24 protein-coding genes and 1 pseudogene are annotated in these 26,762 nt (G+C 34.4%); 11 read left to right on the forward strand and 14 right to left on the reverse strand.

Annotated features, from left to right (window positions below; all coding sequences use genetic code 11):
* The first annotated feature begins 32 nt into the window (after positions 1-32).
* Positions 33-1,289, forward strand: coding sequence for an L-lactate MFS transporter (locus VOI54_RS14975; protein ID WP_326283800.1), 1,257 nt, complete (start codon positions 33-35; stop codon positions 1,287-1,289).
* 246 nt (positions 1,290-1,535) lie between these two features.
* Here VOI54_RS14975 and purL read toward each other — a convergent pair whose 3' ends face one another.
* The 3 genes from purL to VOI54_RS14990 form a co-directional block, all read right to left on the reverse strand.
* Positions 1,536-5,342 (reverse strand): phosphoribosylformylglycinamidine synthase, encoded by a 3,807-nt coding sequence (gene purL / locus VOI54_RS14980; RefSeq protein WP_326283802.1) that lies wholly within the window; start codon positions 5,340-5,342, stop codon positions 1,536-1,538.
* Between the two features lie 252 nt (positions 5,343-5,594).
* Positions 5,595-7,442 (reverse strand): hypothetical protein, encoded by a 1,848-nt coding sequence (locus VOI54_RS14985; RefSeq protein WP_326283804.1) that lies wholly within the window; start codon positions 7,440-7,442, stop codon positions 5,595-5,597.
* A 502-nt stretch (positions 7,443-7,944) separates the two neighbouring features.
* Positions 7,945-8,658, reverse strand: coding sequence for a hypothetical protein (locus VOI54_RS14990; protein ID WP_326283806.1), 714 nt, complete (start codon positions 8,656-8,658; stop codon positions 7,945-7,947).
* Between the two features lie 171 nt (positions 8,659-8,829).
* Between VOI54_RS14990 and VOI54_RS18010 the strand changes: the two are divergent.
* Positions 8,830-9,051, forward strand: a pseudogene (locus tag VOI54_RS18010) (hypothetical protein); the annotation flags it as partial.
* Between the two features lie 90 nt (positions 9,052-9,141).
* Here the strand turns inward: VOI54_RS18010 and VOI54_RS14995 are convergent.
* From VOI54_RS14995 to VOI54_RS15010, 4 genes are all read right to left on the reverse strand, one after another.
* Positions 9,142-9,981, reverse strand: a complete 840-nt coding sequence (locus VOI54_RS14995; protein ID WP_326283808.1) for an alpha/beta fold hydrolase — start codon at positions 9,979-9,981, stop codon at positions 9,142-9,144.
* Positions 9,982-10,076: 95 nt separating this feature from the next.
* Positions 10,077-10,937 (reverse strand): fructosamine kinase family protein, encoded by an 861-nt coding sequence (locus tag VOI54_RS15000; RefSeq protein ID WP_326283810.1) that lies wholly within the window; start codon positions 10,935-10,937, stop codon positions 10,077-10,079.
* Positions 10,938-10,948: 11 nt separating this feature from the next.
* Positions 10,949-11,491: a dihydrofolate reductase family protein gene (locus tag VOI54_RS15005; protein WP_326283812.1), complete on the reverse strand. Its 543-nt coding sequence runs from the start codon at positions 11,489-11,491 to the stop codon at positions 10,949-10,951.
* Positions 11,492-11,644: 153 nt separating this feature from the next.
* Positions 11,645-12,859, reverse strand: a complete 1,215-nt coding sequence (locus VOI54_RS15010) for an RsmB/NOP family class I SAM-dependent RNA methyltransferase (RefSeq protein WP_326283814.1) — start codon at positions 12,857-12,859, stop codon at positions 11,645-11,647.
* A 323-nt stretch (positions 12,860-13,182) separates the two neighbouring features.
* On the opposite strand from VOI54_RS15010, the gene VOI54_RS15015 reads away from it, so the two are divergent.
* From VOI54_RS15015 to VOI54_RS15050, 8 genes are all read left to right on the forward strand, one after another.
* The gene (locus tag VOI54_RS15015; RefSeq protein ID WP_326283816.1) at positions 13,183-13,767 is read left to right on the forward strand and encodes an RNA polymerase sigma factor; all 585 of its coding nucleotides are present in this window, start codon (positions 13,183-13,185) and stop codon (positions 13,765-13,767) included.
* A 123-nt stretch (positions 13,768-13,890) separates the two neighbouring features.
* The gene (locus VOI54_RS15020; protein ID WP_326283818.1) at positions 13,891-14,199 is read left to right on the forward strand and encodes a hypothetical protein; all 309 of its coding nucleotides are present in this window, start codon (positions 13,891-13,893) and stop codon (positions 14,197-14,199) included.
* Between the two features lie 2 nt (positions 14,200-14,201).
* Positions 14,202-14,732: a Spy/CpxP family protein refolding chaperone gene (locus VOI54_RS15025; protein ID WP_326283820.1), complete on the forward strand. Its 531-nt coding sequence runs from the start codon at positions 14,202-14,204 to the stop codon at positions 14,730-14,732.
* Between the two features lie 146 nt (positions 14,733-14,878).
* Positions 14,879-15,814 (forward strand): YHYH protein, encoded by a 936-nt coding sequence (locus tag VOI54_RS15030; protein WP_326283822.1) that lies wholly within the window; start codon positions 14,879-14,881, stop codon positions 15,812-15,814.
* A gap of 303 nt (positions 15,815-16,117) precedes the next feature.
* Entirely contained in the window at positions 16,118-16,906 is a 789-nt protein-coding gene (locus VOI54_RS15035) for a YHYH protein (protein WP_326283824.1), read from the forward strand.
* Positions 16,906-17,472, forward strand: a complete 567-nt coding sequence (locus tag VOI54_RS15040) for a toxin-antitoxin system YwqK family antitoxin (RefSeq protein WP_326283826.1) — start codon at positions 16,906-16,908, stop codon at positions 17,470-17,472. The genes VOI54_RS15035 and VOI54_RS15040 overlap by 1 nt, the downstream gene beginning before the upstream one ends.
* Entirely contained in the window at positions 17,459-18,181 is a 723-nt protein-coding gene (locus VOI54_RS15045) for an SCO family protein (RefSeq protein ID WP_326283828.1), read from the forward strand. The genes VOI54_RS15040 and VOI54_RS15045 overlap by 14 nt, the downstream gene beginning before the upstream one ends.
* Positions 18,182-18,256: 75 nt before the next feature.
* Positions 18,257-19,300, forward strand: a complete 1,044-nt coding sequence (locus VOI54_RS15050; protein WP_326283830.1) for a WD40/YVTN/BNR-like repeat-containing protein — start codon at positions 18,257-18,259, stop codon at positions 19,298-19,300.
* Between the two features lie 11 nt (positions 19,301-19,311).
* Here VOI54_RS15050 and VOI54_RS15055 read toward each other — a convergent pair whose 3' ends face one another.
* The 7 genes from VOI54_RS15055 to VOI54_RS15085 all read right to left on the reverse strand — a co-directional run bounded on the left by VOI54_RS15055 (position 19,312) and on the right by VOI54_RS15085 (position 26,367).
* Positions 19,312-19,767 carry a hypothetical protein gene (locus VOI54_RS15055; protein WP_326283832.1) on the reverse strand — a complete coding sequence of 152 codons (456 nt, stop codon included), beginning with the start codon at positions 19,765-19,767 and terminating at the stop codon, positions 19,312-19,314.
* A gap of 12 nt (positions 19,768-19,779) precedes the next feature.
* Positions 19,780-20,283 (reverse strand): hypothetical protein, encoded by a 504-nt coding sequence (locus VOI54_RS15060; protein ID WP_326283834.1) that lies wholly within the window; start codon positions 20,281-20,283, stop codon positions 19,780-19,782.
* A 47-nt stretch (positions 20,284-20,330) separates the two neighbouring features.
* Positions 20,331-20,873: an RNA polymerase sigma factor gene (locus VOI54_RS15065; protein ID WP_326283836.1), complete on the reverse strand. Its 543-nt coding sequence runs from the start codon at positions 20,871-20,873 to the stop codon at positions 20,331-20,333.
* A gap of 292 nt (positions 20,874-21,165) precedes the next feature.
* Entirely contained in the window at positions 21,166-23,001 is a 1,836-nt protein-coding gene (locus VOI54_RS15070) for an ABC transporter ATP-binding protein (RefSeq protein WP_326283838.1), read from the reverse strand.
* A complete protein-coding gene (locus VOI54_RS15075) occupies positions 23,001-24,731 on the reverse strand; it encodes a phospho-sugar mutase (RefSeq protein ID WP_326283840.1) in 1,731 nt (576 codons plus the stop codon). Before VOI54_RS15075 ends, VOI54_RS15070 begins: the two co-directional genes overlap by 1 nt.
* A 113-nt stretch (positions 24,732-24,844) precedes the next feature.
* The gene (locus VOI54_RS15080) at positions 24,845-25,795 is read right to left on the reverse strand and encodes a glycosyltransferase family 2 protein (RefSeq protein ID WP_326283842.1); all 951 of its coding nucleotides are present in this window, start codon (positions 25,793-25,795) and stop codon (positions 24,845-24,847) included.
* A gap of 38 nt (positions 25,796-25,833) precedes the next feature.
* Entirely contained in the window at positions 25,834-26,367 is a 534-nt protein-coding gene (locus VOI54_RS15085; RefSeq protein ID WP_326283844.1) for a DUF4199 domain-containing protein, read from the reverse strand.
* Between the two features lie 175 nt (positions 26,368-26,542).
* Between VOI54_RS15085 and VOI54_RS15090 the strand changes: the two genes are divergently transcribed.
* The gene (locus tag VOI54_RS15090; protein WP_326283846.1) at positions 26,543-26,704 is read left to right on the forward strand and encodes a hypothetical protein; all 162 of its coding nucleotides are present in this window, start codon (positions 26,543-26,545) and stop codon (positions 26,702-26,704) included.
* Positions 26,705-26,762 lie beyond the last annotated feature (58 nt).

A 26,762-nucleotide genomic window follows, 5' to 3' on the forward strand; every position in this document is an offset into this window, starting at 1 on the left:
CTGACAATTAAAAAACTATAAAAACCAAACAGATGAACACACAAAAGCTTAAAAACCGATGGCTTATAGCGGCATCGGCAGTAGGAATACATATTTCAATAGGGTCTGTTTATGCCTATTCGGTAATGACAAATCCGGTTAAAGATGTATTTGATGTAGATGGAAGTGTTATTAAATGGGCATTTAAAATTGCTATTTTGTTATTAGGGCTCTCAGCAGCATTTTTAGGCCGCTGGGTTGAAAGGGTAGGCCCAAAAGTCAGCGGAACAACGGCAGGGATATTTTATGGCATAGGTATTTTAGGATCCGGGTTAGCGGTACAATTAGAATCGTTGACCTTATTTTACTTATGTTATGGAGTTATTGGCGGTATTGGTTTGGGACTTGGTTATATAACACCGGTAAGTACGTTGGTAAAATGGTTTCCGGACAGACGTGGATTAGCCACAGGAATGGCCATTATGGGGTTTGGTTTTGCTGCTTTGATTTTTGGACCGGTTATGCAATCGTTGTTTGAAACTGTAGGGGTGTCCAATGCCTTTTACATTTTAGGTGTTATTTATATGATCTTAATTTTATCTTCAGCCAGGTATATAGAAAGACCACCAGAAGGGTATATGCCTGAGGGGTTTAAGCCCGGAGAAGGAAAAACAATTAAAGCTGATATGGCTAATATTGATGCTAATGCAGCCTTAAAAACAACGCGTTTTTATTATATCTGGGTGATGATGTTTATCAATATAGCTTGTGGAATCGCTATTATTTCTGCAGCGAGTCCAATGATGCAGGAAAAACTAAACTACACACCAATGCAAGCGGCCACTATAGTTGGTTTAATTGGGGTTTTTAATGGTTTAGGTAGGATAATATGGTCCAGTCTTTCGGATTATCTGGGTAGAGCTAATACCTATATTATCTTTTTTGGTTTCCAAATACTGGCATTTTTCTTTCTGCCACAAATTACCATGGAGCTGGTGTTTTTAATTGTTCTATTTACAGTTATAACCATGTATGGCGGTGGATTTGCCACCCTACCGGCGTTTTTAGGAGATCTGTTTGGAACCAAGCAATTAGGCGCTATACACGGTATGGTGCTTGCAGCTTGGGGATTGGCAGGTGTTGTGGGGCCAACAATTTATGATGTAGTAAAAAATGCAACAGGTTCTTTAGATATAACCTTGAAGGTTTTTGCCGGATTATTTGTTGTAGCATTAATGGTTTCGTTGTTGATGAAACGTTCAGTAACTAAAGCTTATCGAGAAATAAATAAAGAGTTAAAGTTTGCCTAAACTTTGGAGTTGATTAGTCAGAAAAGGCACTTTACATAGAAGAGCGATGTAAGGTGTCTTTTTTTTATGGGCAGGTTCTAAAAAAAGAGACTGTCTAAAAAGTGTCATTCTGAATGATAATGAAGAATCTTCTAAGGTAATAGTGTGCTGATTTTAAGTATAATAAGATTCTTCGCTTCGCTCTGAATGACAAAATAAATCACATTTTAGACAGCCTTTTTAAAAATATATCATTTAAATGTTTATCTATTTTTCTAACCAAAGTCTGGCATTCACAAAAGCTTCCAGCCAGGGGGAAACTTCATCGTTACGTCCTTCCGGATAATTGGCCCAATTCCATTGGAATGTAGAGCGCTCAATATGCGGCATGGTCACTAAATGCCTACCTGTTTTATCACACATCATAGCCATATTAAAATCTGACCCATTTGGATTATGAGGATAAGCTTCATAACCATACTTAGCAACAATATGATATTGATCTTCGGTATATGGTAAATTGAATTTACCTTCTCCATGAGAAATCCAAACCCCTAAAGTAGCACCGGCAAGTGTAGAAAGCATTACTGAATTATTTTCCTGAATTTTAACAGAGGTAAACGAACTCTCATGCTTATGGGAATCATTATGGAGCATTTTACCATGAATTTCATGATCCGGGTTAATTTCCTCTAATTCCATAAATAACTGGCATCCGTTGCAGATACCAACAGATAATGTGTCTGCCCTGTTAAAGAAATTCTGAATGGCTTTATTCGCTTTTTCGTTGTATTTAATCGCACCTGCCCAACCTTTGGCAGAGCCTAAAACATCAGAGTTACTAAAACCACCAACGGCCCCTAAGAACTGAATATCCTCTAAGGTTTCACGACCCGAAATTAAATCGGTCATATGCACATCTTTAACATCAAAACCGGCTAAGTACATAGCATTTGCCATTTCGCGTTCAGAGTTGCTTCCTTTTTCACGTAGAATAGCCGCTTTAGGTCGCTTACCGTCATTACGAGGCGCTTGCGACGAAGTAATCTCATCACTTAAATAAGATTGCTTCGTTCCACTCGCAATGACATCAGCTAGTTTACCGGTAAAATGTTCTGGGAAGTTATATTGTAAAGGTTGATTTTTATAATTATTGAATCGGTCTTCAGCCAAACCATTAGCCGTTTGTTTTTGATCCAATAAATACGATGTTTTGTACCAAACGTCACGTAAACGTGAAACCGTCATGGTAAATACTTCTGCTTGATTAATCACGCTTAAATTGTCGCTTTCAGTAACTTTTCCAATATTGACGAAATCAACTTTAGCATCAGATAATACGGTTTCAATAGAAGCGTCTTTTGCTTGAATCACTATACCTGCATTTTCAGCAAATAATATTTTAAGTGTATCTTTTTCATTTAAAGCCGATAGGTCTAATTCAGCTCCAACATTGTTGTCCGCAAAACACAATTCTAAAAGCGTCGTAATTAATCCACCGGAAGCGACATCATGTCCCGCAACAATTTGTTCATTTCTGATTAAATCCTGAATGGTATTGAAAACTGTTTTAACATACCCTGCATCTTTAACATTAGGGGTATCATTTCCTATTTTGTTTAAGACTTGGGCGAATGAGCTTCCGCCTAATTTAAAATCATCTTGAGATAAGTTGATGTAATAAATGTCACCACCATTGTTATTAAAAACCGGCTCAACAACTTTAGAAATATCGTTACAATTGGCTGCTGCCGAAATAATAACTGTACCCGGAGAAATCACATCCTCATTAGGATATTTCTGTTTCATTGAAAGGGAATCTTTCCCTGTTGGTACATTGATTCCTAAATCAATGGCAAATTCTGAAATGGCTTCAACAGCTTCATATAAACGGGCATCTTCACCTTCATTTTTACAAGGCCACATCCAGTTGGCTGATAGGGATACATTTTTCAATCCGTCTTTTAAAGGCGCCCAAACTATATTCGTTAAAGCTTCGGTGATTGAGTTTCTACTTCCGGCCACAGGATTAATCAATCCAGAAATAGGCGAGTGTCCAATAGAAGTGGCAATACCTTCTTTTCCTTTATAATCAAGAGCCATCACACCAACGTTGTTTAATGGCAATTGTAAAGGACCGGCACATTGTTGTTTAGCCACTTTACCACCTACACAACGGTCTACCTTGTTTGTTAACCAATCTTTACAGGCAACAGCTTCAAGCTGTAATACCTGGTCCAGATACTTGTAAAAATCATCAGCGTTATATGAAACATCGGCATAATTTCTTTCAACCGTATGATCTGTCATGATGGTTTTTGGCGAACCGCCAAACATATCTTCCATAGCTAAATCCATAGGCTTATTGCCCTTAGTTTTAGATTGGAATGTAAATCTATCATCGCCAGTAACATCACCAACGGTATACATTGGAGAACGCTCACGGTCAGCAATTTTATGTAACGTTTCTATATGGTCTTCGCCAATAACCAATCCCATACGTTCCTGAGATTCGTTACCAATAATTTCTTTGTCAGATAGGGTAGGGTCACCAACCGGTAAAGCATCCAAATCTATTTTTCCGCCAGTGTCTTCAACCAGTTCAGACAGACAGTTTAAGTGTCCCCCAGCGCCATGGTCATGAATAGAAACAATAAAATTCTCTTCACTTTCCACCATACCACGAACCGCATTAGCAGCGCGTTTTTGCATTTCCGGGTTAGAACGCTGTACCGCATTTAACTCGATACCCGAAGCAAACTCACCTGTATCAGCCGAAGATACCGCAGCACCTCCCATTCCAATACGGTAATTTTCACCACCAAGAATCACTATTTTATCACCAGTTTTTGGTGTGTCTTTTAAGGCCTGGTCGTTTTTACCATAACCAATACCCCCTGCTTGCATAATGACTTTATCAAAACCTAGTTTACGAACTAAATTAACGTCATTACGAGGAGATTTTGACGAAGTAATCTCTTTTTCATTATGAGATTCTTCGCTTGCGTTCTGAATGACATCATTGTTTTCATCATGCTCGAAGGTTAATACGGAACCACAGATAAGTGGTTGCCCAAATTTATTTCCAAAATCCGAAGCTCCGTTAGAGGCTTTGATCAAAATATCCATTGGAGTTTGGTATAACCAATCGCGTGCTGCTACCCCGTTTTCCCAGGGGCGGTTTTCTTCCAATCTAGAATACGAGGTCATATAAACCGCGGTTCCCGCTAAAGGAAGCGAACCCTTTCCACCTGCTAACCTATCTCTAATCTCACCTCCTGAACCGGTAGCCGCACCATTAAAAGGCTCAACGGTTGTTGGGAAGTTGTGTGTTTCCGCTTTAAGCGAAATTACAGATTCAAAATCTTCAGTTGTGTAATAATCAGGAATATCAGCACGTTTTGGTGCAAATTGTTCCACTTTGGGGCCTTTTATAAAGGCTACATTATCTTTATAAGCCGAAACAATATCGTTGGGATTTTGCTTCGATGTTTCTTTAATCAACTTAAATAATGAGGTGGGTTTTTCCTCACCATCAATCACAAAAGTGCCGTTAAAAATTTTATGTCTACAGTGTTCACTATTCACTTGCGAAAACCCAAACACTTCAGAGTCGGTCAACGGGCGACCAATCTTCTTAGAAACACCTTCCAAATATGCCACCTCTTCATCGCTTAAAGACAAACCTTCCTGCACATTGTAAGCGGCAATATCTTCAATATCTAAAATAGGTTCCGGTTCTATATCAATGGTAAACGATTCCTGATTCAATCCGTTAAACTTCTCAGAAATCATCGGGTCAAAAGCTGCAAAATCTTCAGTAACCGCATCGAATTCCTCAATTCTAATAATGTCTGGAATACCCATGTTTTGGGTAATCTCAACGGCATTGGTACTCCAGGGTGTAATCATGGCGGCACGTGGGCCAACAAAAAAAGCATCCAATGATGCTTGTTCTATTTTAGGCTGGTTGCCAAATAACCATGTTAATTTTGAAATGGTTTCTGTTGATAATTCTTTTGTTGTTTGAACAGCAAAAACTTTGCTATTTGTGTTTCCAAAGAAATGAATCATTATGTATCTATTTGTGTGTGTTTAAAGAAAGTGCAAAAATACACATTTTTAACCATTCAGAAGGGCTTTTTTTATCAAAGCACTAGCTCTTATTAACAGTATTTTCAACAAGACTATTTTAAGCGTTACCCCGTTTGGTAACCTTGGCTCTTGAAGCCTCCAAACGATGTCGGACTTTCAAAACGTCATTGCGAAGGAGGAACGACTGTGGCAATCTGCCAATACTTAGTTTAAAACGAAATGTAAAGCGTTCTATTTTTTTCTCAAGGCTTTTAGTATTCTGTCTTCATTAATTACAATGTCTCGGAATAAAACGTGTGGAAATTCCGAGTATTTAGATGTCTTGAATGCTTCTGAAATATTAGATAGAGTAGAAGCTGTTATAAGCGATAAATTCATTTCTGTGTCCATTTCGCAATCTGTTACAAAATCATCACTGAACTCTGGCGCAACTAAAAGAATTTTTACAATTCGTAAATCGTTTTTGAGAGCTAAATTTTGATATGATTTTAATTGTCTTGAAACTGAACTGAATTTATTGTAACCTCTTTCTTTACTTGTTTTACATTCAACAATAATAATTTCGTTATTTCCTAAATTTAAAAGAATATCCATCATATCCTTTTTGGTATTCAATTTCTTTTTAAAAGTGTCATCTACATTAAATCCTAAATCTTTAAAAATTACTTTGGTCAAACCCTCAAATTTGATTCCAAGTTCACTTTCCTTAACAGTAATTCCATTTTCTTTCAATAAATTCAGATTTCGGTAAGCAACATTCGCATAATTTTCTAAATACAAATTCTCAACATCTTTGTAGTGTTCAAGAGTGTTTAAAATATCATCTCCACGTTGTTTAATTCCATTTTCTTTGATGAATTTAGTCAAATCCTTTTTTTCAATTAAATCTAAAATGTCCCTTGGTTTGATATTATAATCAAGTAAAAAGTTAGCTTTGAGCACAAACTCGTCTTGTAACTCAAATTGGTTTTTCATCTGTACATTTAGTTTTGGTAAAGACAAATTTAATTCGGTTAATAATTTATCAAAACCATCTAAAGAAATTCCAACTTTTTCGTCTCGTTCAACATTTTCAAAGTGTTGAATTAAGCTACTAATTTTGTCGTCTAATGTACTTCCTTTTAAATTTTTGAGACTTAAACCTTTTTCACAAAGTTCGTTTAAAGTCTTTTTCTTTTCGGTCAATGTACTTCCCGATTTGTAAATATTGTCTAAAAGTAAGTTTGTAAAAGATACACCTTCTTTTATAATTTCCTCAATTTTTTGAGAATATGATAATTTCCTGTCAATGTTATGTTCTCTTGCGATTTGATTTATTATTGGCTCTCTTAAAAGTTTTAGAGTTCTTCTGTAAAATTTTTCTCCAACTTCTTTTTCTCGTAGTTTACGTAACATTCTAACCATTTCATCAGCAACGTAAATTGTATTTTCTTTATTGGAATAGAAAATTACACCAATGTTTTTTAGTCCTTTTATAACATCTTGAATGTCCGTTTTTATGATTGGTAAAATTGAATAGTTTATCAATTTTACTTCTTCTTGTGAAAGGCCAAGTTGCTTTGAAAGTGTTAATATTATTGATAGTTCGTCTGATGTTATTTTTGCTTCTCTGTTGTTGTTAATATCATTATGATAAGCTGTATGCAGACACGCTTTGTATATTTTGTAATCTCTTTTTCGTGAAGCACTTAATTCAGATTTATCGTTTTCAAAATCTGCATTTAGAGACTTCATTTTTCCTTTTATGTGTTTGATTTCGTTTTCGTATAATCTTGAAAACCAATCTTGTTTCATTATGCAATTTCCATCACGAATGATAATATCGATTAGAATGTCTAGTTGTGATGTTATTTCTTGAAATTCACATTTTATATGTTCTTGAAATTCGTTTACAGTTAGTGAAAAAACTTTTGAGATATTTTGATTGTCAACCGATTTTAACCCTTTGTCTGAGGAACTTAAAATCTTTTGGATTTCTTTGTCGTTCTTTGGGTTTCTAGATATGATATTGTCGATTATTTTTATAAACGAGTTTTTTTCGATTGAGCCAAGTTTATCTAATATCTTTTCTAATTTCATGAAATTTAATTTTTAGTTCTGTTGTTTCTGATAGCTTGTGGGCAACTTTTGGAACATGAAATCGTTTTAATGATTTATATCCGACGTTAAACGAAGTTAGTTTATTTTTCTGACAAATTCAAGATTTTATGTTTCTTAAAATTGAAACCACTGAACCATAATAAGAACGCCCAAATACAGGTTATAGGGGCTGAGAAAGATAAATACCATTGGTATAGCACAGGCTAATAAGGTGATGCATCTATCTGCTATGGCTTATAACCTGAAGAAGTACCTAAAATTCACTGCAAAAACCGTGAAAAGCGATGCCAAAGGTATGCATCATTTTATTTTTCAACTAAAAGCTCTAATATCAATTAAAATAAGACCATTGACGACCTTGAATATGTTAAATAAACTAGACTTCTTTAAAGATCAAGACCCCTTAAAAAGGCGCTTTTGAACTAAAATCTGATTTTATTAGTGCTTTGTGCAACGATTACCAATGTTAGCAATAGACTTTTTATTCATTTTTCAAAAACTTATTTATTCGTTCACCGATTTCTTGAATTGTTATGAGGACGGCTTCGTTTTTTATTCGATTTGCTGCTTCATTGTCGTTCAATTCGTTTTCTTGCCTTTTTGATTGATATTCTTTAGTGACAATTATTGAGAACGGAATAAGTCCAGTTCTAACATCTAAAATTATTAATTGAGTTGTAGCGAAAGCTTTGATGTCAGATTTTGCGAACAGTTTATATTTTGAGTACAAATCACTATTGATAGAGTATATTACAACAATATCAGATTGTGTTCTAACTGCCGCTTCTCTAATACTTGTAAAAGTCGGATTTGTTGATATTAGTAAATCAGGGATTTTTGAAATTTTTTGGACTCTTTCCGATTGCTTAAATTTTGTGGTAAACAAGTCCAAGTATTCTTGTTGTGATTTTAAATACTCTTCATCGTTCCAATAATAAATTCTTCGATTATGGGTGCTTTCAAGTTTTACGAGTGAAACTCTTAAATTTTTTGGTAGAGAATAACTTCCATCAAGTATTTTTTGGATGTTTTCTTCTGATATTGTAGAAGTTTTATCATTAAACAATGATTGTGTTATAGGTTTTTCAGGTTCATAATAACCGTGTGCTGAAATTCCTTGAGTTGATTGTCCAATTTGTCCACTCGCACAAGAAGAAAGAACAATTAGAATGATAAGGTAAAATGTGTGTTTCATTATGTTTTTTGTCTTAGTTTGTTGCTAACTTTTGGAACATGAAATCGTTATTAATGATTTATATCCGACGTTAAACGAAGTTAGTTTGTTTTTCTAACAAATTCAAGATTTTATGTTTCTTAAAATTGAAACCACTGAACCATAATAAGAACGCCCAAATACAGGTTATAGGGGCTGAGAAAGATAAATACCATTGGTATAGCTCAGGCAAACAAGGTGATGCATCTATCTGCTATGGCTTATAACCTTAAAAAATACTTGAAATTCATTGCAAAAACAGTGAAAAGTGATGCCCACAGTAGGGCATTTTATTTTGCAACTAAAAGGGCTATTTATACCTCAAATAAGATTTTTAACACGCTTCAATATTTAAAAAGAAATAGGTCTCTTTGAAAACAAAAGCCCCCTTAGAAAGGAGCCTTGAGTTAAGATTTATTGTTTTTAGAGCCTTGTGCAACGATTACCGGTGTTGGAACTGTTATTTTATTTATAGTCAAAAGATTCATTTAAGAACCTATTCACTATTTCGTTAAATATTTTAGGCTTTGTTTTTGGTGCTATATGAGTTGCTCCAGGCATAATACAAAGTTGACCTTTAGAAAGCTTTTCAAATATTTCGACAGAATGCTCGTTTTTGATAATATCTCTATCACCCGCTATAATTAGAACAGAAGCATCAATTTTTTTAAGGTCATTGTGACTTATATTGGGTTGATTGAGCAACAAGCCATAGTGTTGTAATTTTAATTTCCAATTTCTAGAAGTGTCGCCTTTGACAAGCATTTCTGTTGCATGCCTTTGCGATTCCATTACACGATTAGGAGCCCAACTATGTACTGCAGTGGTGTCTGGTCGCAAATTTGCAGCCATAGCAATGATTTTCTTGATTTTAGATTGTTTACTAATTCCCATTTTTAGAGCTATTATTCCTCCATCACTCCAACCTAAAACATTAATGGAATCTAATTTTAAGTAGCTGACTAATTCATCCCAATCTTTTGTGATTTGTGTATATGTCAATGAATCTGTTTTTAGTTCAGATTTCCCATGACCTCGATTGTCCGCAATAATTACTCGATATTTAGATTTAAAAAAGTCAATTTGATTTTCCATTAATTTAATGTCTGCTCCATTTCCATGAATAAGTAGTAATGGTTCCCCATGTCCATATTCCTCGTAATATATTTTTGCACCATTTAATTCTACATATTTTCCAACTGTATCATTGTCACCGTATGGTTTTAATTCGTTTTGAGAATTTATAAAACAAAATTGAAGTAATAAGGTGAAAACAATTATTTGATTTTTGAAAGAATTTTTCATTTTAGGTTTTAATTACGCCCAACTTTTGGGACATGAAATCGTTTAAATGATTTATATCCAACGTTAAACGAAGTTAGTTTATTTTTCTGACAAATTCAAGATTTTATATTTCTTAAAATAGAAACCACCGAACCATAATAAGAACGCCCAAACAAATTCAAATGCACCAACAAATAATACAGTTGATAAATATCTATCCGGGCAGAGGTATTAACATCAAAAGGGGAATAAGATTCATAAGCCTTATAAAACGCATGGCCAAAACCGCCAAACAATTTGGTCATAGCAATATCTACTTCACTGTGTCCGTAATACACGGATGGGTCAATGAGGTATGGCGTTCCATCTTTTGAAATCAAATAATTACCGCTCCATAAGTCGCCATGAAGTAAGGATGGTTTTATGTTTTGAAATAGAGATTCTAAGTAATTTTTAATCTGTTGCTCTGATGGGCATTCAGCATCAGATAGCAAATCTTTTTGTTTTGCCAGTTTCAGTTGAGGTAATAAACGCTCATCTGTATAAAAATCACCCCAAGTTTTATGTACAGTATTACTTTGTGGTAAACTGCCAATATAATTGTCTGTATCTAATCCAAAGTTCTCCGAAATACATTGATGTAAAGCCGCCAATTGTTTGCCCAAAACTTTAAAATCTTCTGCTGTAGCTTGTTTAGATTCTATAAATTCCATCAACAAAAAAGCGGAGTTTTCAAAACTATCAAAAGCTATGACTTTGGGTGTTTTTATGGTGTTGGTTTTAGCAATGAGGTCCAAACCATAAGCTTCGGTTTGAAACATGTTTAATGCACTGGCACTATTCAGTTTTAAAAAATAGGCGTTGTTTGAAGTGTCAATTTTAAAGGCTTGTGAGATATCTCCACCACTAACCGGTGATACGTTGGTAATGGTTTTGTTTAAGAGATTTGAGAGGTGTGATTTTAGATTGTTAGTCATAACTTCACAGTTTATAATCTCTTTCGTTTATAACAACTCTGCACGATCTGATTATAAAACACCTCTGTTTTAATATGCTCAAACTCTAATGACTTAGGTAACACATCAAATAGCGGAATACCATCACCTAAAACAATAGGAATGGTGGTTAAGCATAATTCATCAATTAAATCTTGTTTTAAAAAATTCTGGACCACTTTACCGCCATCAATATATAGGTTGTTAAATCCTTTTTTGTGAATGGTGTCTAAAACCTTGTTTTCATCACCTTGAATTAAAGTAACCTTATCTTCAAGATTTTTTGGAACGGTTTTTAAAGACCTACTTAAAACAAACACCTGTTTTTTATACGGCCACTCCATATCAAAACCCAAAACAGTTTCAAACGAAGTTCGCCCCATCACAATAGCCTCAACCTCATTCATAAGGTTATTATACCCCATGTCTAGCTGGTCCGGATTTGGAATCATGTCTAACCAATCCAGTTCACCATTTTTTCCGGCTATATAGTTGTCAATACTTTTTCCTAGGAATACAATGTTTTTTGGTTTCATATATAGGCATGCTTTTGCCAACCTGAATTGTTATATTGAGCACGGTCTGAATGCCGTTTCAGGTGCTCTTATAAAAGTAAAAATTAATTGTGAGATTCTTACGTAATCTCGAAAGTTTTCGAGAGTCTACTCAGAATGACATAGTAATAGGGTTTAAGCTTTGCGTTCTAAAAGCGCCATATAAAACCCATCATAACCAGACTCGTGAGCCAATACTTTTTTGTCTTTTACAAACGTAAACTCTGCTCCTGATTCTGACTTTAAAAAAGCCTGTACTTGGTTTTGATTTTCAGACGGCAACACAGAACAAGTGGCATACACCAATTTGCCGCCAGATTTTACCATTTTAGAGTATTGTTGTAATACCTCTTGCTGGGTGACTCTTATACGGTCTATAAATTCCGGCTCTAGTTTCCATTTGGCATCCGGGTTTCTACGTAACACACCTAAACCGGAACAGGGTGCATCAATTAAGACACGGTCTGCTTTATTGTGTAATTTTTTAATAGGTTTGGTAGAATCAATAACTTTTAAATCTACATTATGAACACCGTTACGCCTGGCTCTAATCTTAAGTTTTTTAAGCTTGCTTTCGTAGATGTCCATGGCAACTATTTGCCCTTTATTTTGCATCAGAGATGCGATATGCAATGTTTTTCCACCAGCACCGGCACAGGTATCTACAACTTTCATACCCGGTTTTACATCCAGAAAATCAGCAACTAATTGTGAGGAGGCATCCTGTACTTCAAATAATCCATTTTTAAAGGCCTCTGTGACAAATACATTGGCCCGTTTTGTAAGTTTTAATGCAGATGGATAGCCTTTGATGAATTCGGTTTCTATGTCTAAGTCAAAAAGAATGTTTTGCAATTTCTCTTTGGTTGTTTTTAGGGTGTTGACTCTTAAAATCACATCTGCCTGCTGGTTTTGCATGGCTATTTCTTTAGTCCATTTGCTTTCTCCCAATTCTTTTAAACCAATTTCATCAATCCAATCCGGAATAGATTCTCTAAAGGTTCTGATTTTTGAGAGTTCATCAAACCGGCCTTTTATTTTTCGGGTAGGTGTACCTTCAAAATATTTCCAGTCGGGTAGCTTTATACCTTTGAGCGTTGCCCAAACCGCAAACATACGCCATAAGTTATCACGATTGTAGGGCGCTTTTACTTCTGCAATTTCTGCATACAGGCGTTTCCAACGTACAATATCGTATGTGGTTTCAGCTACGAAGCCACGGTCACGAGCTCCCCAACGTTTATCGCGCTTTAATAATTGTTGAATGACTTTATCGGCGTATTGTTCTTCGTTGAAGACTTGTGTTAATCCGTCTATTACGGCAAAGCAAAGGTTTCGGTGTAATCGCATGATGATTTATTGAGGGTGCAAAGGTACGTTTAAATTGTTTAATTGTGATTTAGTTTATGGTGTTAGAACTATTTTTTGCTATTGTTGTTTTTTATTCTTTAAATTACCGTGCATTTACCAGTATGGATTTATTTTGAAGTTGAGCTCCGGCCCAAGCTGATGGTTGCGTTAAGGATTGCAGCGGAAAACCCACAGCGAGGTAGGAGCGAGGATTTAAAGCGGAAAGCCTGACCGATAGGGAACGCCCAAATAAAAAATATTTTTTAAAGCACAAGTTTTTGTTTTTTTAATCATCTAAACTTGTACAAGTTTAATTTACGTATTTGACGGAAAATGAATTTATAGCAGGATTGAGGACCCATAACGCCAATGCGTATGGAAAGCTTCTGGACGATTTTCAGCAGAAAGTGTTTGCTACCTGTATCTCATTTGTGCCCAATAAGGAAGACGCCGAGGATATTGCTCAGGAAGTATTTGTGGAGGTGTTTAATTCTATTAATAAGTTTAAAGGAAACTCTAAACTGTCTACCTGGATTTACAGAATTACGACTAATAAATGTTTGGAATTTATTAGAAAGCGTAACACCAAAAAACGATTTGCTTTTTTACAATCTATTATGGGACATGACATTCCGGTTGATAAAACCAGTTATTTCACGGAGGTTAATCACCCGGGAATTATTCTTGAGAACAAAGAGCAAAGTGAAACACTGTTTTATGCGATTAATCAATTACCAGAATCTCAAAGAGTAGTTTTCACACTACATAAAGTGGATGGTAAAAGCTATCAGGATATCAGTGAGATTACTGAAAAGAGCGTGTCTTCTGTAGAATCTTTAATGTTCAGGGCTAAGAAAAATTTACAAAAGCTTTTGGAGCATTTTTATAAAAATGAAATAAACAGTTGAGTATGATAGTAATGGGGAAAACGCACATAAAAAGTGTATTATATTTTAACGCTAAGAAAATAAAAATAAAAAAACGAGAAATAACGCAAGTTTTTAAAACATATTGCATCTAAAATATCTAGTATGGAATCAAATAGTAATGTATACGATAGAATTGATGATACGTTCAAAGCTTTGGAACGTATTGAACAGGTTAATGTATCGCCTTTTTTTAAGGATAAAACTATGCAACGCTTATTCTCTGAGCGGGAAGAACAACAAACAGCCTGGTCTTGGTTTACACCTAAATTGCAATTGGCCACACTGGTATGTGTTGTAATTTTAAATATCATTGCATTTACCAGGCTACAAAACTCCACTTATGATGATAATGTAAGCGAGTTTGCGCAGTCCTATGGTTTGTCAGGCAGCGAAACTTCTTTATTAAAATAGTTATGAAAAAGCATTCACTCTTATATATTCTGCTCATTTTTCTGGTGATAGTTAATGTTTTTTTTCTGTACAACTATTTAGGGAATGGTAACAATAGGTCAAAAGGCCCTCAGCCACCCGGAGATTTCCTGGTTAAAGAACTTGGGTTTAGTGCATCGCAGTTAGAGGAGTTTAGAGGTATAAACCAAAAACATCATCATAGAATGAGAAGTATATCTGAGGATATTAGAGAACTGAAAGATGCTTTGTTTAATGGATTGTCTGATGTTACGGATAACGAATTTGTAATTGATTCTATCACTACTTTAATTGGAAAAAAGGAAAAAGAAAAAGATTTAGAAACCTTTAATCATTTTAGGCACATTCAGGAGTTGTGTAATGAGAAGCAAAAGGAAAAGTTTAATGACATAGTTAAAGATGCGCTTCGTAAAGGAATAAGAGAACAAAGGCCTCCGCACGAAAGACATGACGGACACAGGCCACCGCCACCACTAAAAAACAGAGAAGGCCATAGGCCCCAACCAAAACATTAAAAGGGATAATGTTTTTGAGGCGCTCAATTTTAGAGCGCCTCTTTTTTTTACTTTTTTAACAAAAAGTATCACAAGTTTTGGGCGACAAGTGCATCTAAAAACACATAACAATATGATAAAATCATATACGCTTAAAATTAGACCATATGAAATATTTAGTAGTTACAATAATTATAATGTGTATGAGCTGCAATACTAACAAAACTATTGTACAGCATAGCCATAGTCATGCTAATGATAGTTTGCATAGCCATAACAACTATTTTGGTGCCTATGCCTTAAAAGACACTAATTTTGGTACCAATACAGTCGTTATTATAGAGGGAGACATACGTACTATGATCACTAACGCATTGCCAAACCACAAGACGGGCCAATTTCCGGGTAAAGGGAATCCCAATACCATTTCAGCTCAAAACAGAACCTATTCATTTCCGGTAAATCCAAAGTATACCGGTAAACCTAAATGGGTTAGAGAACCGGGGGTGGCTTTAAATGGTGTGAAGTTTGAACCGGGAACAGCTGAGGTTGTTGAATGTGACACCGGTGAAAATTATCGTGTTGAAGCATTTCCGGATGAAATTAATTTGGGGTTAGATTTTAATAACGCCCATGTGCAGCCTACAGGAGCATATCATTATCACGGTTCACCTACATCGGTTATTGAAAATTTTGATACCGGAGCGGATTTAGTACATATTGGGTTTGCTCATGATGGATTTCCAATGTATTATTCAAAAAGCGGTGCTTATAAGTCTAGTTATAAATTAATAGATGGTACCAGGGAAGGGGAAGATTGTATTTATGAGACCAGAAGGCGGGTTCGTGATATTTCAGTAGGCGGACATCATGATGGCACTTATACTTCAGACTTTGAATATATTGAAGGGGCTGGAGATTTAGATGAATGTAATGGAATTACTATTAATGGGAAGTACATGTACCTGGTTACTTATGAATTTCCATATGTAAGTCGTTGTTTAATGGGAGAGGTATTACATGATGAACAACGTGGTTCTCATAGAGGTGCACAACAAAGAAGAGGAAAGAAAAGACCACCCAGGATGGGTGAACGGTTTTAATGAATGGATACGAAAGAATGATGAAGCGTTTAGCAAAAAACACCTGAGTGGAATGCGGGTGTTCTTAAAAATGAATAAAATTTTATTCCAGAGCACAAGTTTTTTGTTTGAGAGTCATCTAAATATTAAAATCAAACACCTATGGAAGTTAAACGAAAGAAATTAATGGTTATCCTAACTGTTGCTATAGTTGCGATAATTATTTTGAATATTTTTATTGTATGTGTGTTCTGTTGCGGGAACAATGATGTGCTTAAGGAGCAGGTAACAGTTGGTGTGAAAAAGTAAAAAAAAAGAAATTGTATGAAAAAGTTTTTAAAAAAAGTACTACTTATATTTGGCCTTTTACCAATGGTAGTATTTACAGGTATTGGATGTGAAAATAGTGATGACAACTCAGTTATTGAAGACGAGGAAACTACAGTTCCCGAGGTCACTGATTATGATATTAGCAGTATTTTATCAAAATTTGAAGGAACCGGCTTGTCTTATGCCGTTAATGCGAATACTGTAACTTTTACAACTAAAGATCTACCTGATCATTCCAGTCCGTATTGGCCGGTAAGTAACCCGCTTTATGAGGCATATAATGGGACCAATCCAAATTGGAATCAAAACCCTAATGAGATCAGTGAGCAAAATATTGTATTTACTATTAGTTTAAACCCGTCTGAAGCAGCTAATAAGCAAGCTACCGGATTAGGGCCTATTGGAATTTCTAGAAATGGTGTTGTATTTTATAATCAATATGCAGGCCCTGACCAGCCATTAACCAATGAAATTGATTCCTTTGATCAATGGTTGGGGCACCCTCAGCGTATCGGACAATATCATTATCATATTGAACCCACATATTTAACACAGCAATTTGGTGAAGATGCTTTTTTGGGCTTATTGGCTGATGGTTTTCCGGTTTATGGTCCATTGGAAGACGGCGAAATTATTACCTCATCAGATTTGGATGCCTATCATGGGCACACTACAGTTACCCCTGATTTTCCTGAAGGCATATATCATTATCACATTACTGCTGATGATCCTTATATAAATGGGAACGGCTATTTTGGGACGCCCGGAAATATAAGTAACTGATGACTAAAAACTTTAAATATATAATCCTTTTAGTTGGTTTTTGTTATGCCTGTAAACCTGTGATAGAGCATGAACTGGTTAATACTGATGAGCGATTAAAGCTAGTCAACGGCGTTATGTTTTTTAATGAAGCTATTTTTAACGGGAATATTTTGTCTTATTATAAAAATGGAGTTTTAAAGTCTGATGTTCAATATATAGACGGGAGGAAGCATGGTTATGAAAAGCAATGGCATACTGATGCGTCATTAAGAGAAGAACGATATTATAAAAATGGTTTTAAATCCGGTATTCATAAAGGATGGTGGAGGGATAAAACACTTAAATTTGAATATCATTTTAATGAAAAAGGCGAATATGAGGGAAGGGTAAGAGAATGGTATAAAACCGGGCAATTGTTTAGAGATTTTAATTATGTTTCAGGAAAAGAAGTTGGGCGTCAACGCCTATGGAAGGTTGATGGAACTATAAAGGCCAATTATGAAGTTGTAAACCAGGAGCGTTTTGGTTTGATTGGATTAAAGAAATGTTATACCGTAACTGTGAATTCTGATGAAGTTAACTAAAAAACAGTATTATTCGAAACTTGAATTTTATCAAGGAATTTGGGGTTTTCTCAAAGCTTCCCTGAGAGATCTGTTAAAATTAGGGGTGAGTTTTTTACTTCTTTTGGTGTTTGCTCTGATGTCTTGCAAATCTAAGGCAGATAAACCCTCAGAGGTTACAAAATTACCTTATTTTAATTCTGCTGATTTTACTCCGGAATGGAATACTCCCAGGCATAAAATTCCCGAGTTTTCTTTTACCAATCAAAATGGAATGGAGACTAATACTAAAACTTATGAAGGTAAAATTTATGTAGCCGATTTCTTTTTTACCAGTTGCCCTGGTATTTGCCCAAAACTTACTAAGAATATGGGGGTTATTCAAGAAGCCTATAAGAACGACAACGATATTTTACTGCTATCACATACGGTAATGCCCTGGAAAGATTCAGTTCCGCTATTAAAAGAATATGCTGTAAAGCATCGTGTTTTAGATGAAAAATGGAACTTGGTTACTGGAGATAAGGACCAACTCTATCATATAGCACGTCATGGATATTTTGCAGATGAAGATTTTACAAAGACACAGGATGAAAGTGACTTTATACATACTGAAAATCTGGTGCTAGTTGATAAAAAAGGATATATACGAGGCGTTTATAACGGTACCTTGGAAATTGATATAGAACGATTAAAAAGGCATATAGGTATTTTAAGAAAAGAGACCTAATTTGATTGATGTTTTTTTATTAAAGCTTCGTGATTGTTTCACGAGGCTTTTTTATTTTTATGAAAATTTAAGTTTATGAAGACATTTTGGCTTTTGTTACTTTTTATCCCCTTTTTCTTTTCATGCGGAAAAGGGAAAAGGGTTAGATCAAAGGAGATACATACCGTGGAAATTGAAAATATTTTGGAAGACTCTTTCCTTAGTATCAGAGCTATAGCATTATATAATAACGAGGTGTTATGCTTTGCAGCCAATAATAACACCATTGGTAAAGTGGATTTAAGGTCTGGTGAACGGGTAATAGGGCAGCAAAAATATGATTCATTAGACATCCAATTTAGGTCAATAGCATTTTCTTCTTCTAATTTCTATGCTTTAAGTGTTAGTAACCCGGCATTAATTTTTAATAATCATAAAGCATTGGTTTATCAGGAAAACCATTCCAAAGTATTTTATGATTCTATGGATTTTTGGAATGACCAGGAAGGAATAGCTATTGGTGACCCAACTGATGATTGTATGAGTATTATTATTACCAGGGATGGCGGGAATACCTGGAATAAACTATCATGTGATGTATTGCCAAAGGCTTTAGAAGGAGAAGCGGCATTTGCCGCCAGTGATACTAATATTGCTATTGTTGGACACCATACATGGGTAGCAACAGGGGGGAAGGCCAGTAGAGTTCTATATTCTCCGGACAAAGGTAAAACCTGGGAGGTTTTTGACACTCCAATAGTTCAGGGTAAAGCAACCACAGGCATATACTCCATTGATTTTTATGATGAATATAACGGATTTGCTATTGGTGGTGATTATACCAGGCCAGATGATAATGCTGCAAATAAAATGAGAACAACTGATGGCGGGAAAACCTGGGAGTTAGTTGCTCAAAACGAATCTCCAGGGTACAGGAGCTGTATACAGTTTATTCCCAATAGTGAAGGGGAAAAATTAATAGCTGTTGGGTTTAAAGGTATAGATTATAGTAATAATTCAGGGAGTTCTTGGAAGCCTTTAAGTGATGAAGGGTTTTATACCATTCGGTTTTTAAATGATTCTGTGGCTTATGCGGCAGGCAAAGGTAGAATAGCTAAGCTAACATTTAGAGAAGAATAAAGAGAAAGATATTAGCCCCCTTTATGGCCTCCACTTCTATGGTTTTTTCTTTTGTACTCTTCAAACATTTTCTTTTTAAAATCTTCTTCTACAACCTTTAAGAGTACTGTTTTTTTTGTTGAAATAACTTGTGGAAGTTTGTTGTGAAAATCCATTTTTAATTGATGCAATCTGTTTTCAGCGCTATTAAGCCTATCCATCAATTCTTTGGCTTTAGCATCACTTAGCGTATTCATATTGTCTCTGGTTTCTTTGCGAATAGCCCTTATTTCTTTGTATCTGATCTTTGAAACTTCCTTTTCATATTCATTATAAATAGGCCAAAATTGCTGAGCCTCTTTTTCAGATAAATCTAATGCTTCAGTTATAAATGATATTTTCAGGGCTTTTATTCGTTCCCTGTTTTTTTGGGCAATACTATTCAATGTGAAAAATAATAATAGCATTAAGGGGAGTAGTTTTTTCATTTTCAAATTTTTTTATTCAAGCATCAGCGTTTCAATATCTGCATGTTCTATTAAATATTCTTCAATGTTCTCTTCTTCTAAACTATGCTCTATAAAATCTTCGTCATTAAGTTGCTCATCAGTTAATAATGATGCAATTTCATAAGAACTCATGTTTTCATCTATTAAATAGTTTTCAACCGATTCTGTATCTAAGTTATTAAAAGAAGGTTGTTTTTCAAAAATAGAAAGGTTAAATAATAATAAAACAGCTGCAGCAATGCTTGAAATATAAATCACAGTTTTTTTGTTAACTAATGATATTACCTTGGTTTTCTGGTTTATCGATACTTTATTTATAATAGTTTCTTCAACAGTTTTAAAATAACCCTCCGGGGTTTTAAATCCTGAATTTATACTTTCAAGTTGAGTTTTGCCCTCTAATTTATTTAGTAATTTGTCATCAAAAGATTCAAGATAACCATCAGGTAAATTAAAACCTGTGGACTTTATATCATTTAATTTTATATTTTTCATCTTCATCCTTTTTTAATACTTATTTGACTAAAATAATTTTCAAAGGTTTAATTATTAGTTAAATAGGCTTCTATTTTTTTTATTGCAATATGGTATGAGGCTTTTAAAGCACCTTCTGAGGTATTTAATATTTCAGACATATCTTTATACTTAATATCTTCAAAATATTTCATATTAAAAACCAATTGTTGTTTTTCCGGTAATGTTGCTATAGCCTGTTGTAATTTTAATTGAATAGCATTGCCTTCAAAATAGACATCAGAAGTTAAATTATTTATTGCTAATTGTTGAACTTCTTCGTTTGTAACCTGTAACCTTTTTGCTTTTTTATTAATAAATGTAATAGATTCATTAGTCGCTATTCTATACATCCAAGAAAATAACTTACTGTCTCCTTTAAAGTTATTAATGTTTTTATGAATTTTGATAAAGGTGTTTTGTAACACATCATCAGTATCGTCATGAGATTTAACTATATTACGAATATGCCAATACAAGCGCTCCTTATAAAGTGTTAATAGCACCTTAAAAGCATGTTCTCTTTGATCTTTGGATTTTAATTGTTCTAATAGTTGCGCTTCGTCTATCACAAACAATAATTTAGATTTAGACTAATAAATATAGTAAAAGTTTAAGCGAATAGTTTAGAGTGAATTAGAGTTTTTGTAAAAAGCTGACATCTAGTGTTTTAAAATAATTAAAATCGACTAAAGGTAAATAAATACGATAAAATGCATTTTTTTCTTGTCAAAACGATTTTTATGTTATATGTTTGTATCAGAAACCTACTTAAAATGTTAGTCGTCCCCAAGTCTAACATCAACTAAAAAAAGGATAGAAACCCAAATCTCTATCCTTTTTTATATGTATAAGCTTTTGATTTTATTCAAAACTCTGCATTTCCACAAGTTTTTGATAAACTCCTTTTTTTGTCAGAAGTTCTTTATGCTTACCTCGTTCAACTATTTCTCCATGGTTCAATACTACAATTTCATCAGCATTTTGAATAGTTGAAAGTCTATGGGCAATGACTATAGACGTTCTGTTTTTCATCATGTTTTCTAAAGCGATCTGAACAAGACGTTCACTTTCAGTATCTAATGCAGAGGTCGCTTCATCTAAAACCATGATTGGGGGGCTTTTAAGTACAGCGCGTGCAATGCTTAAACGTTGTTTTTGACCACCGGAAAGTTTATTTCCGGAATCACCTATATTGGTTTCTATACCTTTTGGAAGCTCTTTTACAAACTCCCAGGCATTGGCTATTTTCAATGCTTCAATTATTTCTTCATCTCCGGCCTTATCATTACCTAATTTCAGGTTGTTCTTTATACTGTCATTAAACAGAATGGCGTCTTGTGTTACTATACCAAGTTGCTTTCTAAGGGAACTGGTAGAAAGCTCTTTAATATTAATGCCATCAATAAGTATTTCGCCTTCATTAACATCATAAAAACGAGTGATTAGGTTTGCTATAGTAGATTTTCCACTACCTGACTGCCCTACAAGGGCCACTGTTTTTCCTTTTGGAATGGTAAGAGAAAAATCTTTTAGGACATAATCATTTTCATATTTAAAATAAATATTTTTGAATTCTATTTTAGAATCAAAACCTTCTTTTGAAATAGCATTGTCTTTATCTTTTAATAAATTTTCGGCATCAACTATTTCTTGAATACGCTCTGCTGCAGCATTACCTTGTTTAATGTTATAAAGCCCTCTGGATATAGCTTTTGCAGGAACCATGATGTTATAAGCCAGCCCCATATAGGCAATAAAAGAAGCACCGTCAAGAGACTGGTCAACTAATACTAATTGCCCACCATACCAAAGCAAAATTGAAATCACTAAAATTCCCATAAACTCACTGGTTGGCGAAGCCAGGTTTTGGCGGTTTAGCAGTTTATTAGAAAAATGGTAAGAGCGATTAGCGGATTCTTTAAACTTATCTTTAAATTTTTCTTCAGCATTAAAACCTTTTATAATCCTTAATCCGGTTAGTGTTTCTTCTAAAATAGAAAGTATAGTGCCTTGTTCTTGTTGAACTCTTTCAGATTTTCTTTTTAAACTTTTACCAATTTTGGAGATGATAATTCCGGATAGCGGAATAAAAACAAAAACAAAAAGTGTGAGCTTAGTACTAATAATAAGCATCATCACAATGGTAAAAATAATCATTAAGGGTTCTCTGGCAATCAATTCCAGAACAGGTAACATAGAGTATTGTAACGTGCTAACATCATTGGTAACCCTTGAAATAATATCGCCCTTTTTTTGTTCGGAAAAAAAGGATAACGGGAGTTCAATGGTTTTTTTATAAACAGCATTTCTCAAATCTTTAACCACTCCATTTCTTAAGAAAACCATAAAATAATTAGCTAAATATCCAAATATGTTTTTTAATAAAAACAGGGAAATAATTAAGCCTACAACAAGTAATAGGGCTTTTTGCGGATCATTTTCAGCATAGAGGCTAACCTGGTATTCCAAATAGTCTTTTCCGTAATCCTTTAAATTTGAAATGCCCTCATAAATGGGTTTAGTTATGGGCGCTGCACTAGCTGCTTTTGGTTTGAATAATATATCCAACATAGGAATTAATGCTACAAAAGACAAAGCCCCAAATAAAGCAAAGAACACATTAGAAATAATGTGTCCTATAGCGTATCTTTTATAAGGTTTGGCGTACCTTAAAATGTTAAAAAAGTGATTATTCATTAAACCAGGTTCATATCTTTTAAAATAGCTTCAGCCTTTTCATCAAGTTGTGCTTCGGTGTTTTTAAAGTCACTTATTGAATTTAAGGGTGTATTTACAGTTACATAGAATTTTATCTTTGGTTCTGTACCGCTGGGTCTTAATGCTACCTTGCTTCCATCTTCAATATAATAAATAATAACGTTAGACTTTGGAATATCAATGGGTATTTCTTCTCCGGTAACCATGTTTTTTGCTACCGATAAATCATAATCTTCAATCTTTACTACTTTGGAACCGTTTACGGTTTTAAGCGGATTTTCACGAGCGTCAATCATCATTTGCTTTATTTCTTGAGCCCCTTCAATACCTTTTTTGGTCAAAGAAATCAATTTTTCCTTATAGCAGCCGTGCTCAGCATAAAGTTTTATAAGCTCTTCATAAAATGAGCTGCCTTCAGATTTTGCAATTGCAGCAATTTCACAAGCCAATAAAGTTGAGGTTACCGCATCTTTGTCTCTTACAAAATCGCCTACCATATACCCAAAGCTCTCTTCACCTCCTCCAATAAAATCTAATTCGTTATAGTCTTTGATAAGTTTAGCAATCCATTTAAACCCTGTTAAAACAACTTTGTTGTCTACATTATATGATGCAGCAAGTTTGTTAAGCATAGGAGTAGAAACTATGGTTGTGGCAATAAATTCGCTACCTTTTATTTTACCTTCGGACTTCCACTTTTTTAACAAGAAATCAGTCATCATAACCATGGTCTGGTTTCCGTTAAGTAATTGTAGCTTATTTTCAGAATTTCTAACCGCAACTCCTAATCTATCACAATCCGGATCAGTACCTATAACAATATCAGCATTAACTTTGTCAGCTAGTTCCAAAGCCATTTTAAGCGCAGCAGGTTCTTCCGGGTTTGGTGATTCTACAGTAGGAAAATCACCATCAGGAGCTTCCTGTTCTTTTACTATATGAACATTTTTATATCCGGCACGTTTTAAGGTTTCCGGAACTGCAGTAATTGAAGTTCCGTGAAGTGATGTAAAAACGATGTTTAGATTGTCTTTTGCCTCTTGTGTAGCACCTACACACCCATTAGTAACTGAAGCATTAATGAATACATCATCTATATCTTTTCCTATATAATGGATCAAACCCTCATTAGCTTCAAATTTAATATTTGCATAATCAACAGCATTAATAACATTTATTACACCGTTGTCATGTGGAGGAACTAATTGTCCACCGTCTTGCCAATATACTTTATAGCCGTTATATTCAGGAGGGTTGTGTGAAGCTGTTAACACAATTCCACAATGACAGTTCAAATGCTTTACGGCAAAAGATAATTCAGGAGTAGGACGCAAATCTTCAAATAGATAAACTTCAATACCATTAGCAGAAAAAACATCAGCAACAACCTTTGCTAAGGTTTTACTATTATGTCTGCAATCATAGGCAATAACAGCTTTTGGTGTTTCATCCGGGAATGATTGGTGTAAATAATCACTTAGTCCCTGAGTACTTTTACCAAGAGTATATTTATTAATTCTATTGGTACCAACTCCCATAATACCACGCATCCCTCCGGTACCAAATTCTAAATCTTTATAAAAGCTCTCTTGAATGTCTTTTGGGTTATTTGCTATACTGTCTTTAATGGTAGCTTGAGTTTCCTCATCAAAAACAGGTGTTAACCACGAATTTATTCTATCTAAAATTTTTGGCTCAATGTATATCATAATCTTATTAATATCTTCAATGCAAAAGTAAGCAATTAGCTAATTATATGGACTTTTTTTTATACTGCAAACGAATGAAATAAGCTCAAACGTTTTAGTCGGGCATTTAAATTTTAATCTAAATTCAGTTTATCTTTGACCAGATATCGTTTTTTGTCCTGTTTATTTCTCAGGATAATTTCTCCCAAAAATCCGGCAATAAAAAACTGAGAGCCAATGATCATTGTAGAAAGTGCAATATAGAATTGAGGGCGTTGTGTTATTAACCGACCTCCTGGATTTAAGAAAAGTTTATCAGCTCCCAAATAAATTGCAAAAGAGAAACCTATGGTAAACATGATGAATCCTAAAGCACCAAACAGATGCATTGGACGCCTGCCAAAGCGAGATAAAAACCAAATAGTGATCAGGTCCAGAAACCCATGAATAAACCGATCCATTCCAAACTTAGTTTCTCCATATTTCCTGGCTTGATGTTGTACCACTTTTTCGCCAATTTTTGTAAAACCGGCATTCTTGGATAATACAGGAATATAGCGATGCATTTCTCCGTTAACATCTATATGCTTTACAACTTCAAGATTGTAAGCTTTTAGTCCGCAATTGAAATCATTCAATTTGACACCGGAAGTTTTTCTTGCTGCCCAGTTAAATAATTTTGAAGGTAAATTTTTAGAGATAACAGAATCATAGCGTTTCTTTTTCCACCCGGAAACCAGATCAAACCCATCAGATTTAATCATAGAATAAAGTTCCGGTATTTCGTCCGGATTGTCTTGTAAATCAGCATCCATGGTAATAACAACATCGCCTTTTGCCTGAGCAAAACCAGCATGAAGTGCCTGAGATTTTCCAAAGTTTTTAAAAAACCTGATGCCTTTTACATTATTGTTGTTGGTTGATAATTTAGATATAACATCCCAGGAATGGTCAGTGCTACCGTCATCAATAAAAAGGATTTCATATGAAAAATGATTGGATTGCATAACTTTAGCAATCCAATCATGTAATTCGGTTAAAGATTCTTGTTCGTTAAGTAGTGGTATAACTACAGATATATCCATTTAGAATAGTTTCAAAATAATATTCAAAAATACTGAATTTATTCTGCGTCAGGGTCACTTTTTTTCATAATTGCTGCTGCAATTAAACCTATTATTATAAAGAAAACCAGCCCTTGGCCTAACTGAAACAGTTGAGTTTTTATTGAAAATAGGTTTTGTGCTTCGATAGCTTCAACTTGCTCGTCTATCTTATCAGCAGGAGCACCAAAGCCCTCCATCATTGTAACGGTTTTTTCAATTGCCATCTCCTTGATTGCTAAAGCAGCATCAGGATCAATAAAATTGAATAACAAAATACTTACCAAAGAACTAACTACAATACCAACCAATACGGTTATAAAGAACGAGGTAAAAGCACCTTTAAAACTAATAAACCCCTTAGATACTGATTTACATTTTCCAATAACAAAAATGCCTGTAGCAATTATAACAAGAGGGATTACTAAAAGATTAATCCAGAAGTTTACGAGTAAGCTTAAATCAATAGCATATCCCAAAATTGTCCAAAGGGATAAAGCAATTCCCAAATACAGCCCATGATTAGTAGCAATAGACTTTAAAGATTTTTCCATAATATTTATGATTATTTTGTTAGTTGACTTGTTAGTATACTAAATTATTAAAAAGTTACATAAATTGGGTTTGTAGGGTCAAATGTAAAAATAAAATAAATACTAATTGTAGTATAAAACTTCTTTAAAATAAATTATTTCATACATGAGTGTCATAATTTTAAACTTTGTAATTATGAAAAAACTACTTATTGCATTCTTTCTTGGATTATTTCTTAGTATCTCAGTTTATGCTGTTAATGAAGCACCAGACTGTACAAAATCAACTCACGTAGATTTTGTATGGAATGGCGTGTATTGGAATATAGTTGTTTTCGATGTATGGCGTTGTAGATAATAATTTAGTTTTATCAATCCCCTATATTTTAATCGAAAAGAGGGGTTGACAATTTAAT

This window comes from Alterotamlana spongicola, assembly GCF_035818475.1.
Classification (GTDB): Bacteria; Bacteroidota; Bacteroidia; order Flavobacteriales; family Flavobacteriaceae; genus Cognatitamlana.